At 65.1% G+C, this 14,197-nt stretch carries 11 protein-coding genes; 8 read left to right on the forward strand and 3 right to left on the reverse strand.

What is annotated here, in order from left to right:
• Positions 1-155 precede the first annotated feature (155 nt).
• The 7 genes from POM99_RS02625 to POM99_RS02655 all read left to right on the forward strand — a co-directional run bounded on the left by POM99_RS02625 (position 156) and on the right by POM99_RS02655 (position 9,420).
• Positions 156-1,292 (forward strand): polysaccharide biosynthesis/export family protein, encoded by a 1,137-nt coding sequence (locus POM99_RS02625; RefSeq protein ID WP_277275246.1) that lies wholly within the window; start codon positions 156-158, stop codon positions 1,290-1,292.
• Positions 1,293-1,300: 8 nt separating this feature from the next.
• Positions 1,301-2,656: an ABC transporter permease gene (locus POM99_RS02630; protein WP_277275247.1), complete on the forward strand. Its 1,356-nt coding sequence runs from the start codon at positions 1,301-1,303 to the stop codon at positions 2,654-2,656.
• Between the two features lie 10 nt (positions 2,657-2,666).
• On the forward strand, positions 2,667-3,377 hold the full coding sequence (locus POM99_RS02635; RefSeq protein ID WP_277275248.1) for a P-loop NTPase family protein: 711 nt from the start codon (positions 2,667-2,669) through the stop codon (positions 3,375-3,377).
• Entirely contained in the window at positions 3,340-4,590 is a 1,251-nt protein-coding gene (locus POM99_RS02640) for a KpsE/RkpR family capsule polysaccharide export protein (RefSeq protein ID WP_277275249.1), read from the forward strand. Before POM99_RS02635 ends, POM99_RS02640 begins: the two co-directional genes overlap by 38 nt.
• 95 nt (positions 4,591-4,685) lie before the next feature.
• Complete coding sequence (locus POM99_RS02645) at positions 4,686-5,528, forward strand: sulfotransferase (protein ID WP_277275250.1); 843 nt, start codon at positions 4,686-4,688, stop codon at positions 5,526-5,528.
• A 3-nt stretch (positions 5,529-5,531) separates the two neighbouring features.
• On the forward strand, positions 5,532-7,979 hold the full coding sequence (locus tag POM99_RS02650; RefSeq protein WP_277275251.1) for a hypothetical protein: 2,448 nt from the start codon (positions 5,532-5,534) through the stop codon (positions 7,977-7,979).
• Between the two features lie 85 nt (positions 7,980-8,064).
• A complete protein-coding gene (locus tag POM99_RS02655) occupies positions 8,065-9,420 on the forward strand; it encodes a hypothetical protein (protein ID WP_277275252.1) in 1,356 nt (451 codons plus the stop codon).
• Position 9,421: 1 nt separating this feature from the next.
• On the opposite strand, the gene bioD is transcribed toward POM99_RS02655, so the two are convergent.
• The 3 genes from bioD to bioB are packed head-to-tail and all read right to left on the reverse strand — an operon-like array spanning position 9,422 to position 12,254.
• Positions 9,422-10,042: a dethiobiotin synthase gene (bioD, locus tag POM99_RS02660; protein ID WP_277275253.1), complete on the reverse strand. Its 621-nt coding sequence runs from the start codon at positions 10,040-10,042 to the stop codon at positions 9,422-9,424.
• Positions 10,039-11,187 carry an 8-amino-7-oxononanoate synthase gene (locus POM99_RS02665; protein WP_277275254.1) on the reverse strand — a complete coding sequence of 383 codons (1,149 nt, stop codon included), beginning with the start codon at positions 11,185-11,187 and terminating at the stop codon, positions 10,039-10,041. The genes bioD and POM99_RS02665 overlap by 4 nt, the downstream gene beginning before the upstream one ends.
• Positions 11,187-12,254 (reverse strand): biotin synthase BioB, encoded by a 1,068-nt coding sequence (bioB, locus tag POM99_RS02670; protein ID WP_277275379.1) that lies wholly within the window; start codon positions 12,252-12,254, stop codon positions 11,187-11,189. Before bioB ends, POM99_RS02665 begins: the two co-directional genes overlap by 1 nt.
• Positions 12,255-12,851: 597 nt before the next feature.
• Here bioB and POM99_RS02675 point away from each other — a divergent pair.
• Positions 12,852-14,135 (forward strand): nucleotide sugar dehydrogenase, encoded by a 1,284-nt coding sequence (locus POM99_RS02675; RefSeq protein WP_277275255.1) that lies wholly within the window; start codon positions 12,852-12,854, stop codon positions 14,133-14,135.
• Positions 14,136-14,197: the final 62 nt, after the last annotated feature.

Genomic DNA, 14,197 nt, shown 5'->3' on the forward strand with positions numbered 1-14,197 from the left:
AAGCTATTGAACTGAAAATCGAATAATCGTTGTTCCGGGGCGGGGCCGCATCCCGGAGCGGCGATCGGCCGGGGCGCAAGCTCCGGCCCGGTTGCTTGTAACAGTCATGCATCTGGCCTAGTCAACGCGGGCTGGCCGCTACGGAGGGAATCAGCTTGTCCGCCAATACTAGTCCTGACCAGGTGGCTGCCGGCCCGCTGCCCCGCCGCCGGCCGATTGCCCGGATTGTGCTGTCCTTGATGCCGGCGCTGGCGCTTGCCGCGTGCGCGCTGCCGCGCAGCGGCCCTTCCGCCGGCGAATTCCGCCAGGCGGGCGAAGCGAACGCCATCCAGCTGGTGACCCCGACGCTCGACCTCGCCAAGGCCACGCGCGAGGAAATGCCACGCAGCTTCGGCCCGGAATGGCAGGACGCGGCCCCTGCCGGGCCGATCACGATAGGCACGTCTGACGTGCTTTCGGTGACGATCTTCGAAAGAGACGGCCTGAACATGTTTCCCGCAGGGCCGAACGGCGGATCGATGATCGAGGGACTGTCTGTGGACGCCAATGGTGCGATCCAGCTGCCCTATATCGGTTCGGTGCGGGTCGCCGGAATGGTCCCGAACGAGGCGCGAGCAACGATTGTCGGCCGTCTGCGCCGCCTGTCACTGAGCCCGGACGTGCTGGTGGCCGTGACCGAGCATCGCAGCCAGATGGTGGCGGTGCAGGGCGACGTGATGCGTGCCGGGATGGTGCCGCTGTCACCGGGGACAAGCAGGCTTTCCGCCTTGCTGAGCACCGCCGCGCCGACACCGGCCAACCTGGAACTGGCGACGGTGACCGTGCGACGTGGGATTCAGAGCGCGACCGTACGGCTGGCCGACATCTTTGAAGAGCCGGCCGACGATATCCAGTTGCGCCGTGGCGACGTGGTGATCGTGCGATCGGCGCCGGGCACGGTGAATGTGCTGGGGGCGGCCGGGCTTCAGGGCCGCGTGAAGATCGCGCGCCGCAACTACAGCGTGTTGGACGCGGTCGCGGACGCGCGCGGGCTGAACGACAACCTTGCCAATCCGCGCGCGGTCTTCGTCATGCGATTGAGCGAGGTTGCCAGCGGTGTGCAGACGACGCCGCGAGTCTACAACTTCGACTTTTCCAACCCCGCGCAGATGGCGATCGCTTCGGTCTTCGCGCTGCGTGACGGTGATGCGATCATGATCTCGAACAACGGCTTTGCGCAGACCCACAAGGTGCTGAGCGCGTTCAGCGGCGTGATGTCGACCGCGCGCAGCGCCGAACTCGTGATCCCCTAAGCCGTGCGATGAGCCCGAACGACGATCGCATTGCGCGCTGGCGTGCGCGGCGGGAGGCCGAGAAGACCTCGCGCGAGGCGCACCCGGACCTGCCGACCGACCTTGCCGTCATCGCCTCGCGGGCCGAGGCGCTGGGGCGGGGCGGTGAGGAAGATGCCGGGCCGATCCTTGTCCTGATCACCGAGAGCCTGCGGCTGCTGCCGCGTGAATCGGTGGGCGACCGGCGCAAGATCTACGACGCGATCGCGCGTGGTATCGAAAAGGGCGTCGAGGAAGCAGGCGACCCGCAATCCGACTATGCCGAACTGCGGCGGCGCCAACTGCGCACGCTGATCCGCGTGGTGGAAGTGGATGCCCGGGCCGGCATGGACCCGGTGGCGGATGGATACCGGCCAAGCGGCTATGACGAGGCGCTGGGCGCGCTTGCCGAAAGCTATGCCAAGCGCAAGGCCCGGAGCGAAACACTGGCCCGCCGGTCGGCGATGGATGGCGGTGAAGCCTATGAGCTGACCGTGCCGGTGGAAGACGAGGGCGACCTGCTCTACTTGCGTGACCGGCTGGCGGTCATCGACGGTGCGCGCCGCTTTGCCGCCCATGACGCGCTGCTGCCGGGCCTGAGCGCGTGGCGCGCGCTGCTGCGCCTCCAGTTCGCATTCCTGCGCTCTGAAAGCCGGATCGCGCTGCTGTGGTCGTTCATCGGCCCCGCGATGCTGATCGCGATCCTTTCCGCCGGGTACTTCTTCCTGGGTGCGCGCAACATCCTGAACATGGACGTGCCAACCTTTGCGATGATTGGCGGCACCACCTGGTATATGCTGCGCAACGCGATGTTCCGCACCAGCGCCGCATTCCACAGCAAGCGCGCACTGCTCAACTTCCGCCAGCTGACGCCAGTGATGACCGGCCTTTCGGCAGGTTTGATCTACATGTTCTCTTATATCTTCGTATTCCCGGTGCTGATCATCGGAGGGTACCTGCTGCACTTCTTCACGTTGCCGCATGATGTGATAGGCGTGGCGTTCTGGGTTGCCATCACCGGGATAACCGGGTTGGCGATCGGGGCGAACTTCGGCGTGATTTCCACGATCTGGCCGTTCTTCCGCAACCTGGGGCCGGTGATCCAGCGATCGATGATGGCGGTTTCCGGCACCTTCCTGGTTTCAGAGCAGCTGCCAGTTGAACACCGCGATCTCATCCTGTGGTCGCCGCTGACGCACGCCGTGCAGCTTGTCCGCCAGTCCTATTTCGAAGGCTATGTGTCGGATGACGCGAACCCGGAATACCTGTTCACCTGCATCGGAGTGCTGTGCGTGACGGCGGCCATCGGGCAGCGGCTGGTGCGCCACCGCACCTTCCCAGCATAGGAGCCGGAGGATGATCGATTTCTTCGGCGTATCTGACGAAGCGGACGTCTTCGGACAGACCGTGCAGCTGCTGGACCAACAGGATTTTCATCTGCCACCGGGGCGCTATGCGCTGCTCTCGCCCGTGCCGGAGTACAAGCGGCTGGTGATCGATCTTCTGGCGGGGATCCGCCCGCCCAAGCATGGCCAGATCGCAATCACCGGATCGATCTCGTGGCCGCTGGGCCGGCCATCGGTGATGCGCGGCCAGGTGAGTGGCCTGGACCTGATCACGATGGTGGCCGATCTTTATGGCGTTGATGCGGACCAGGCAGGCGATTTCGTGTCCTTGCTGGTTTCACGCCCTGATTTGATGGACACGCCGGTCGATTCCTGGCCGCCCTATGTGCGGTCGGAGTTCAACTTCGCGCTCGGGCTGGTTCCCGATTTCGATATCTACATCATCGATGCACCCGTGCCGTTCGAGCAGACCCGCTTTACCCGCATGTGGAAGGTGCTGTTCGAAGACCGGCTGGTGGGCAAGACGTTGATCCTCTCGTCCTACCGACCTAAGAATCTGCTCGACTATTGCGACAAGGGCCTCGTCTATACCGATGGCCGCTTCATCATCGAAACCGACCTCGAAGAATGCATAGAGCGCTATCCGGCCCGGCAGGCGCGCGAAGAACTTGGATTTGCGAACAATGCAGACAGCAGCAAATACTCCGAACTCGACTTCTGAGGGCGGTGAGGCGACCGCAGCGGCGCCGGGCAACGGTGCACGCGGCGAAACCCCCGAGCAGGTGTCGGGCGCAGAACCCGAGCCGGCGACCGAGCGGGCAGAATCGCGCGCGCTGGTTCTTGCGCGCGATGTGCGGGAACGCACGCTGCGGCGCCAGCGGGTGCGGCGCGCGGTGTTCATCGGCGTGGTCTTCTCAACTCTGGCGGCTGTGCTGGCGTGGGGCCTGTGGCTGGCACCGCACCGCTATGCCGCGGAAACCCGTTTTTCGGTGCGTGGCACGGCGGTGACTGCGGTTTCGGGCGCGGCAAGCCTGCTGGGCGGCACCGGTGGCGGCCCGACCGCCGGATTTGTGGATGGGTTTGCAGTCAACGACTTCCTGAAATCGCGTGACTGCATGAAGATGCTGGCGGCGAAGGTGGACCTGGCGGCGCTGCTCGATGTGGACCCGCAGGCGGGCGGTGATGCGCTGTACAAGGCCTATCGCAGCGCGGTTTCGACCAAGTTCAACATGATAGAGCAGGAAAACGTGCTGGTTGTCAGCGCCTTTTCCCCGCAGGCTTCGGAAAAGATCGCCACCAACCTGGTCGCGATGTCGCAGGACTTCGTGAACCGCATGGACGCACAGGGCGTGCAGAACATGCTGGACGTGGACGCGGCGCAACTGCGCAAGGCGGAGGACGAAGCGGCCAAGGCGACCAATGCGGTGGCCAACTGGCGCGCATCCAACCGCAATCTGGACCCGGAGGCCGAAACCGCGCTGGTCATGACCATGATCGGGCAGATCGAGCAGGAGCTGAACACCGCCAAGATCAACTATGAAAAGATCAGGGCTTTCGGCAATCCGCAGCACCCGATGCTGGAAAGCGCGCAGATGCAGGTGGCGGCGCTGCAGCGCCAGCTGGACGCGGCGCGGGGACGGCTGACCAACGGCGTCAATTCGCAGGCCTCGCAGCTGCGCACCTATACCCAGCTGAAGGCGGCGGAGACGTTCGCCATGAACAACCTCACCGCCGCGCGCGAGGCCTATCAGCGGGCCTATCTGGAAACCTCGCGCTTGCGTCGGTACCTCTCGGTGATCTCGCGCCCGGTGGCGCAGGACGTGCCAAGCACGCCGGACCTGTGGCTGCTGTTGCTGGAAGGATCGCTGGGCGGAATTCTGCTGGCGTTGGTGGTGATGGCGCTGCTCGATTTCCGGCGGCCAGCTTCGGACTGATGCAGTAAAATCCTGGCGATGCGGTGTTAGTGTCACCGCCTTGCCGGGATGGAACCCGGGGCCTGAGCCACGCGGGCCCATCTGGAGTAAGCGATTTGGCAGCGGATTTTCAATCGACCACTTTGGTGTACGGCATCGGCGCGCCGCGCACGGGCACCAAGTGGATGTCGAAGTACTTCACGGATCACCCGCAGATCCTGATGTCGCCGATCCGCATCCTGCACTATTTCGATGCGAGGTACGAATGGCACCCGACGCTGGATTTCGACCAGCTTTACCGGGACCGGCTGGCGACGATGGAGGCTAAGGGCGCCGAGAACGAGATGGTCGACGCGATCCGCGATCGCGTGCGGATGATCGAGGATCCGGCTGCATACATCGAGTATTTCCGCAAGCGCTGGACCGGCGAGCGGGCGGTGGCCGATATCACCCCGCGATACTGCGACCTGCCGGCCGAGGCCTTTGCCGAGATGGTTGGCAAGCATCCACAGGTGCGCTTCCTGTTCGTGATGCGCAACCCGATCGACCGGATGTGGTCTGGCGCAAGACTGGCCTGGACGCGCGATCGCAGCTATGACCTGTTCGAGCGGTTCGACCGGCAGATTTCCCCGAACAAGCGGGTGAACTGGGCCGATACCAATTACATGCGGACGATCAACCGGCTGGAAGCGTCGGTGCCGCGCGAGCTGATACGGTACTTCTTCTTCGAGACACTGTTCACCGAAAGCTCAGTGCGCGGGCTGTGTGATTTCGTTGGCGTGGACTATGTGCCGGCCGAAGTGGACGTGCCGCAGAACCGCAGCGATCCGCACCCGTTGGGCGAGGAGCGTCGGGTGCGCGCGGCACAGTACTTCAAGCCGCTGTTCGAGATCATGGCTGAACGGTTCGGCGATGAATTCCCCAAGGCATGGGCCGAAGACCTGGCGCAGGCGGGCTGACCGGTGGTGGACGCGGGGGGCAGCGACGCCAGGGCCGAAGTGCGCGAAAGCGGCGTGCGTGACATGCCGTTCGGCTTTGCCAGTGCGATGTCGATCGTCAGCGACGTGGATGCCGCGAACCAGCCGCTCTACGCTGCCTATGTTGGCCAGATCGTGGGGCGATACGGGCTGGATTTCGGCGATTCGTGCTGGTTGCGCTGGCACGGGGTGGAAGCGCGCAGTGGCGCGGTGTTGGCGCACAGCCTGGCTTTCTTCACCGACAGCTTCACCGACGGCAGCGAACGGCCTGCGGCGGAATTCCGGCAAGTGCGCACGCTGAACCACAATGTGAACGAATACCTTTCAGGCAACCTGGAGCATTTCCACTCCTACCTGCCTTATGGCCCACGCGTGGTGTGGATGCGCGCGATCGAGCGCGACGGGGACCGGCTGCGCGCGCCCGCTGCGCAGTATGCCCGCCGGGGCGCGTACCACTGCCGCGATTTCCAGGTGATGGCCGCGTGCCTGCGCCCGGCGGAGGGGCAGGCGCTTGACGGCGCGCGGGTTACACTGGTGGCGCGGACGCGGCGGCTTGAGCTTGCCCCGGCCGAGGTCGTGGTGGCGCGGCAGGATGCCGAGCAGCGCTTCTACACCGTGCCCGAGCGCGAGCGGTTCGCGTTGTCGGAGCTGGAGGCGGTGGAGATCGAGGGGTGCCCGGCAGACGCGGTGGGCTCGATCATGCTGCTCGACGGATATAGCGACATCGTGCTCGATCGGCTGCACCGGCTACGGCGCGATTACGGGATCAGCCCGTCGCTGGTGACTGAGCATTCTGGCGTTCATTTCCGCAGCGACGCGCGCGCCCTGGTGCAGGATCAGGAGATGGCCCGCTATCTGGAAGCGGATACGGGGGCGACCACCGGTGCCTTGAACGGCAGGTATCGCGCGGCTGACGGGCGGCTGGTGTTTTCGACCGAGGCGGACGTGGATGGCTCGTTTGGTCGCACGTTGCCTGAGGTGGTGCGCGATCTGGACGTGCGGTTCATGGTGCCGGTGGCGGGCGGCAGGGGTGATGGCTGGCCGCGTGACGAGGTAGTGGGGCCGCTGACCGCGCGCAACGGGGCCACCGTCTACCAGGCACGACGGACGATGCCGGCGCTCGATCCGGTGCAGTATCCGCATCTGAACTCCGGCCGGACCTGGCAGGACAGCTTCGCTGTACGGCTTTCGCAGGCGCTGGACGGGGCGGAAAGCGCGCCGGGCGATTACTGGCCACTCTACACCCATCTGGGCGCGGTGCCGCAAGAGACACGGACCGCGTTGATGGCGGCGGAACCGGCCAACGTGCACGGCATTCCCTCACCCTATCTCGACGAGAGCGTGATCGGACGGCTTTCAGCCTCGGTGTTTGGAAAGGGCGAGGCCGGGGCGCGGATCTGGCTTGCTTCGGCGAGCATGGTCTATGACCACGCGTTGATCCGCCAGTCGATCGAACGGCACGTGACGCGCAGTGGTGCCAACCGGATCGACATCGCCAGCTGGGACGATCCTGTCCTCGGGCGGCGGCTGCCGGTAGCGCCGACGCAGCTTTATGGCCAGACGTTCTACGTGGACGATGCGGCAGTGGCGGAAGTGCGGCTGGATGGCGTGGTGCTGGACCAGATCGTGCGCAACCGGCCGGATGAAACGGGCAGGCCTTCGGTGACGGTGGCCGCCTGCGGGGTCGAGGTCGCGGTGTTCCACCGGCTCGATCCTTTCGCCCGATCGGCGGACGTGTGCGTGGATGGCGGGGCGTGGCGCTGGCTGGATGGTGATGAACCCATGGGCGAGCTGACCCTTGGCGCGGCTGGGCGCGCCGAGATGGTCATCCCGATGCATGGCTGGGCCCTGATGGGGGCCCAGTTGCTGCGCTACTCCCTGCTGCGCGATGCCGGGGTTCAGGCTGCGGTGGTACTGGAGACGCTGGACGGCGCACGTTTCCTGTTCGGTGACCTTGCTGTCGACGGGAGCCCAACCGCGTCGCGTGCGCTGACGCATCCGGCCGGCCTGCGCGAGATCGCGCCGTTCCATGACCTGGTGTGGCACGATGCAGCGAGCACCGCATTGCCCAGCCATCCGCTTCAATCCGTGCGGCTGATCGCAACGGGTGCGCCGGGTGCCGTGGTGCGCTTTGCCGATATGGCGCTGCTGCGGCCACAATCCCGAACCACCGTCGGGCGTGCGCCGGGCTGGGTGGTCGTGGGATCGCTGGGCGCGCGATGGAAGGATTGCGTGGTTCGCCTGCACCCTGTCGATGGTGCGGCGCAGGAAGCGTTGCCCGATCAGAACGGCTGGTTCTGCTTCACCGGCGTTCCCGATGGAATCTATCGCCTCTGCGCTGTCGGTCCCACCGGAGAACGGGTGGACCGCCGTGGCGCGTTGATCGAGGTAGGCCGCGATGTGTTCGATCTGCTCCTCGACCGCGAGGCCTGATCGGGATTCAGTGTTGGTTCAGCGCTCTTGGCGTGTCACTTGGCCGTTCGCGCTTCTGGGGACCGAATTTCTGGGGTGAATGGTCATGGTACTGCCGATCAAGTTGACAATGCTGTTCCTTGCCGCCCCTGCGCTGGTGTTCGGTTCGCAGGCGATCCTGAAGAATGAAAAGGCGGGTATCGGCCCGGTTGCGCCAACCGCCAACGCGACGCAGGGTGGTTCGTGGACGCCTGCGGCCGACACCCGCTGTTCGATCGCATCGGAACTTGTCACCCAGGGCGGCCTTGCGCATGGTTCGCCGCTGCTCGGGCGGATCGAGGGCTTCGCCAAGGTGGCGGGTGTGACCGGCGGGCTGGGCAAGCGCGTGATCGAGGTGACCAGCGCCGACGATTTTGCGGGGCGTGGCCAGAATGGCGGCACATTGCGCGCGGCGTTGGCGCGGGCTGAGGCCGAAGGCGGCGGCTGGATCATCTTCTCGCCCGCGCTCGGCGCTTCCCCCCGGATCGAGCTGGCCAAGAGCCTGATCGTGCCGTCCAACGTGACCATCGACGGCGGCTGTTCCGGGGTGACGATCAGCTCATCCCCGCCGTTCAGCGTGCTGAAAGTGATGGGCCCGACGCGCAACGTGATGATCGCGCGGCTGAACCTGACGCAGCGCGATGCCGCAGGCGTGCGCGAAGGCGGCGATTGCGTGACCGTGGCGCGTGGCGCGGATGCGGTGTGGGTGGGCTTCAATGCGATGAGCGCCTGTTCCGACGGCATGGTGGATATCACGCAAGGGCTGGAAGACAGCGGGCCGACCCGCGCAACCGTGGCGTTCAACCGCTTCTTCGATCACGACAAGGACATGCTGATCGGATCGAACGAGTGCATCGAGAACCACCCCGGGGTCTGCGATGCGCCGGCGTCCCAGCCGTTCCGCTTCGATCGCGGCGTGCAGGTGACGATCCAGGGCAACCTGTTCGACGGCACTGCGCAACGCCATCCGCGGATCAGCGGGCTGAGCTACGTCGATCTTTCAGGCAACGTGGTTTCGGCCAAGGGCAGGCTGCGCGACAACGGCAAGACCAGCGGCGTCTATGGCTCCTATGTCGGCGGTGGCGGACGCCTGCTGGCGCGCGACAACCTGTTCCTCGGGCTGGAAAGCGAGCGCCAGATGCGCGCCATCGTTTCGGCCGACATGGAAGAGCCGCGCGAGCGTGAGGATGGCAAGCGCAAGGGTGCGCTGGAAGGCAAGTCGATGATCGGCGTTGAGCGCAACGTGCTGGTCAACGCCGGGTTCGTCTTCAACAGCGCGGGCCAGCCCGAAGCGCCGCCCTATACGCTTTCGGCCGGTCCGCGCCTTACATCGGGCGATTGGAAGGGCTTTGCCGCGTGCATCGCCACGCGGGTTGGCCCCGGCGGATTGGCGGCGGTGAGCGCGAACCGCGCCTGCCCGTAGCTCAGGCGAAGTCGGCGCGGTTGAAGTTGCTGCTGAACGCGGCGGCCAGAGACCGGGCATCGAGCGAGGGCATCATCGGCAGGCGGCCAAGGCGGCGCACGTTGCCCATGGCGGCGATGGTCGCCTCGCTGTCTTCGTTGGCATCGCCCACGAATGCCACGCCATGGATGGAAACGCCCCGCGCGCGCAGCGCTTCGAACGTGAGCAGGCTGTGGTTGATCGTGCCCAGCGCGGTGCGCGCGACGACGATCACGGGCAGGCCCCACCACGCGAAGACATCGGCATAGGTCGTGCTGCGGGTGATCGGCACCAGAGCGCCACCTGCGCCTTCCACCACCAGCGGTCGCTGCGGCGGCAGGGCCAGGCGCGCAGGTTCGATGGTCACTCCATCGATCTCGGCCGCGCGATGGGGCGAACAGGGCGTGTTGAGGAAATAGGCTTCCGGCAGGCTCTTTTCCGGCGCGATGCCGGCCAGGCGGACAACCGCGTCGCGGTCAGCGCCGTCCTCGATTCCCGATTGCACCGGCTTCCAGTAGAATGCGTCCAGCGCGCCGGTAAGCGCGGCCGAAAACACCGTCTTGCCGATTCCCGTATCGGTGCCGGTCACGACGAAAGCGGTCATCCCATTACCTCCGCAAGCGTGGCGGCCAGTGCATCGACATCGGCGGCCGTGGCGTTGAGCGTCAAGGAGATGCGCAGCCGGCTGGTGCCCTGCGGCACGGTGGGCGGACGAATGCCACGCACGTCGAAGCCTTTGATCTGAAGCCCTGCGGCAACGGCCATGGTGCGCGCATCTTCGTGCAGAACCAGCGGCAGGATCTGCGATCCGGTGGCCTGCGCACCAAGCGGCGCAAGCACGCGTTCGGCATGATCGACCAGGCGATGCAGGTCATCGCGGCGCTGCGGCTCGTCTGCCAGCATGCGGATGGATTCCCGCACCGCCGCTGCCACCAGCGGGCTGGGCGCGGTGGAAAAGATGAACGGGCGGCCGCGGTTGACCAGGAAATCGCGCACGATGCGGGGTGCAATCACCAGTGCGCCTTCGCAGCCCAGCGCCTTGCCGCAGGTGCGCAGCACGATGGTGTCGGCGCGGCCATCGAGCGTGGCGGCAAGGCCCCGGCCCTGTGGCCCGAACACGCCGGTGGCATGGGCCTCGTCGATCAGCATGATCGCATCGTGGCGTTCGGCCACCTGCGCCATGGCGGCAACCGGCGCCATGTCTCCATCCATCGAATAGAGCGTTTCGAACGCCAGCCACACGCGGCCGGTGTTGCCCTTGGCCCGCCATTCGCGCGCGGCGTCGTCAAAGCTTTGCGGATCGTTGTGGTGCGCGCTGACCGAGGCGGCCCGGGTCAGCCGCAGGCCTTCGTGCATCGAAGCGTGGACGAGTTCGTCATAAACGATGAGGTCGCCCCGCTGCGGCAGGGTGGAAAGCAGGGCCACGTTGGCGGCATAGCCGGCAGAAAAGAACAGCGCGCTTTCGGCGCCGAAGAAGCGCGCGGCTTCCTCTTCCAGCAGTTCATGCTCGGGATCGTTGCCGCGCAGCAGGCGCGATCCGCCCGAGCCGAGCGGCACGCCGCGCGCGATCGCATCCTGCACCGCCGCTGCAAGGCGCGCGCTTGAGGACATGGCCAGGTAATCGTTCGAAGCGAAATCCGCGCCCCTGCGCGGGGCAAGCGCACGCATCCGCGCCTTTTCGCCCAGCGCGGCAAGATCGGCGGTGTGCGCCGACCACAGCGAGCCGCTGCGCGTGGTTGCGTCGGCCATCAGGCGGCGCAGCCCCCGCTGCAGCCCCCCACTGCCTTTTGCGCGCGCATCGGCTCTTCACCCTCCATTGGCTTCAGGCCGAGGCGGGCAAACATCGCGGCGTCGGCATCGTCGCCGGCGTTGGCAGCCGTCAGCAGCTTGTCGCCGGTGAAGATCGAGTTGGCGCCGGCCATGAAGCACAGCGCCTGCGTGGCCTCGCTCATGCTTTCGCGGCCTGCGGAAAGGCGGACCATCGACAGTGGCATGGTGATGCGCGCCACGGCGATGGTGCGCACGAATTCGATGTCGTCGATCTTGGCGAGCGGCGTATCGGCCAGCATGTTGCCCAGCACGGTGCCCTTGATCGGCACCAGCGCGTTCACCGGCACGCTTTCGGGATGCTGTTCCAGCGTGGCGAGGGCATGGACGAAGCCGACGCGATCGGCGCGGGTTTCACCCATGCCGACGATGCCGCCCGAACATACGTTGATCCCGGCGTTGCGCACGGCGTCCAGCGTCTGCAGCCTATCGGCGAAGGTGCGCGTGGTGATCACTTCCTCATATCGCTCGGGCGAGGTGTCGATGTTGTGGTTGTAGTAATCCAGCCCGGCTTCGGCCAGCTGCGCCGCCTGCGAAGGGGTGAGCATGCCCAGCGTCATGCAGGTTTCCATGCCCATTTCGCGCACGCCCTTCACCATGGCGATGATCGCGGGCATGTCGCGCTCCTTGGGATTGCGCCACGCGGCGCCCATGCAGAAACGCTTGGACCCGGCATCGCGGGCCTGGGCCGCGCTTTGCAGCACGGCCTGCACTTCCATCAGCTTGGTCGCCTCCACGCCGCTGTCGGCCTTGATTGATTGCGAGCAGTAGCCGCAGTCCTCGGGGCAGCCGCCGGTCTTGATGGAAAGCAGGGTGCACAACTGCACCTCGCCCGCGCGATGGTGCGCGCGGTGCAATTCGGCGGCGCGAAATACCAGTTCGGTGAAGGGCAGGTCGAACAGCGCGGCGATCTCCTCGCGCGTCCAGTCGGTGCGGATATCGGCGCGGAGTCCGGCGGTGTCACCGCGGACGGTGGCAGTCCGGTCCATCGTGGCAACGTCGTTCATTGTTCTGCTCCATTCCCGTGATGCTGCATTTGCGATGCAGCCGTTGCACTGCCCCATAGACCAGAGTCGCGGGACTTGGCTGCTGAAAAATTCCTTTGTTTCATCAAGCGATGTGTCTGTGCAGGGCTTCGATGGGGTGAGCGAGAAACGAAGATTCGCTCCGGCGATCGCACAAGCGAGGCACTCTGTCGCTGCTTTGCACAAACTTTGTTCAATGCAGGACAACCCCTATCGACCGATAATCGCGAATTGTTCATAGCCTTGCCGCATGAGGACGGACGGCGAAGCAATTCACCAGCATGGTGTGGTGACAGCAATGCCGAATGCAATTCCGGATTGGTCTTACGGGATGCCGGTTTTATCGAATTCCAAGCGGATTTCGATTGCGTTTGCGAGAGTTTCCGGCCGCACTCTTTCCGTTCGGATCTGGAGGGAACCGGCGTCCGGCAGCGGTGTTGGCTTGCGTGGCGTTACGTCACTATCTACTGATTTGGGCGCAGGTAGGGGTGTTCGCAGCGTGCGTTTCGTCACTCCGGAATTGTATTTGAACTGACATGGTCAGGTGTAACAGCGGGTTTTATGACAGCATTCGGTAAGATTGGGATTGTTGGGCTGGGTTATGTGGGCTTGCCTCTCGCAGTCGCGTTCGCGCGCAAGTTCGAGGTCGTGGGCTTCGATGTCAGCCAGTCGCGGGTGCAAACGCTGCGGCAGGGCGTGGACTTCACCAACGAGATTTCGACCGAGGACCTCACCGCCTCTACGCTGACGGTCACGTCGGATGCCGAGGACCTGCGTGGCTGCGAAATCATTATCGTCACCGTCCCTACGCCGGTGGACGATAGCCGCCGACCGGACTTCTCGCACCTTGTCGATGCCTGTGGCGTGATCGGCAGGGTTATCTCCCCCGGCACGATCGTGGTGTTCGAAAGCACCGTCTATCCCGGTGCGACCGAGGAAGTCTGCGCTCCTGCTCTTGAAAAGGCCTCCGGCCTGAAGAGCGGCGAGGGCTTCAAGCTGGGCTACAGTCCCGAGCGCATCAATCCGGGCGACAAGGCGCACCCGCTGGAGAAGATCGTCAAGGTCGTCTCCGGGCAGGACGAGGAATCGCTCGAAAGGCTGGCTGCGCTATATGGCTCGATCATCGAGGCTGGGGTGCACAAGGCGTCGTCGATCAAGGTGGCCGAGGCGGCCAAGGTGATCGAGAACACCCAGCGCGACATCAACATCGCGCTGATGAACGAAATCTCGAAGATCTGCGATCTCGTCGGCATCCGGTCGAGCGAGGTGCTGGAGGCGGCGGGGACCAAGTGGAACTTCCTGAAGTTCTATCCCGGCCTGGTCGGCGGGCACTGCATCGGCGTCGATCCCTACTACCTCACTGCCAAAGCAGAGCAACTCGGCTATCACCCGCAGGTAATCCTGGCGGGGCGGCGGATCAACGACGGCATGGGCAGCTATCTTGCCCAGCGCGCGGTGAAGATGATGGCCACGCAAGGCCGGTCGCTGGCCGGGGCGCGGGTTGGCATCCTGGGACTGACCTTCAAGGAAAACGTGCCCGATATCCGCAATTCCAAGGTCGAGGACATCTACCGCGAACTGGCCGAGTTCGGCATCGTGCCGCACGTCCACGATCCGCTGGCCGATGCTGGCGCCGCCCGTCATGAATTCGGCATAGAGCTGTGCGAGCTGGACCGGATGGCCGAGCTCGACGTGCTGGTCTATGCCGTCAGCCACTCGTTCTATTCGCAGCTTGGCGCGGACGCCATCCAGGCGATGGTTGCCCCGGGAGGTATCGTTATCGATGTCCGCTCGGCACTCAGCCCGGCCAGTCTGCGCCCTGACATTTCGTACTGGAGCCTTTGATCCTAAACATCTGATCGCAAACCATCACGATAGTTAACAGAGTATAGCCCATCCAGTAGGTG

This window comes from Novosphingobium cyanobacteriorum (genome assembly GCF_029436685.1).
GTDB classification, from domain to species: Bacteria; Pseudomonadota; Alphaproteobacteria; order Sphingomonadales; family Sphingomonadaceae; genus Novosphingobium; species Novosphingobium cyanobacteriorum.

What these genes read in the sequence shown, in the direction of transcription:
- POM99_RS02630 (WP_277275247.1), top strand. Translation starts at nt 1,301, where the DNA reads ATGAGCCCGAACGACGATCGCATTGCGCGCTGGCGTGCGCGGCGGGAG.
- POM99_RS02635 (WP_277275248.1), top strand. Translation starts at nt 2,667, where the DNA reads ATGATCGATTTCTTCGGCGTATCTGACGAAGCGGACGTCTTCGGACAG.
- POM99_RS02640 (WP_277275249.1), top strand. Translation starts at nt 3,340, where the DNA reads ATGCAGACAGCAGCAAATACTCCGAACTCGACTTCTGAGGGCGGTGAG.
- POM99_RS02655 (WP_277275252.1), top strand. Translation starts at nt 8,065, where the DNA reads ATGGTACTGCCGATCAAGTTGACAATGCTGTTCCTTGCCGCCCCTGCG.
- bioD (WP_277275253.1), bottom strand. Translation starts at nt 10,042, where the DNA reads ATGACCGCTTTCGTCGTGACCGGCACCGATACGGGAATCGGCAAGACG.
- POM99_RS02665 (WP_277275254.1), bottom strand. Translation starts at nt 11,187, where the DNA reads ATGGCCGACGCAACCACGCGCAGCGGCTCGCTGTGGTCGGCGCACACC.
- bioB (WP_277275379.1), bottom strand. Translation starts at nt 12,254, where the DNA reads ATGGACCGGACTGCCACCGTCCGCGGTGACACCGCCGGACTCCGCGCC.
- POM99_RS02675 (WP_277275255.1), top strand. Translation starts at nt 12,852, where the DNA reads ATGACAGCATTCGGTAAGATTGGGATTGTTGGGCTGGGTTATGTGGGC.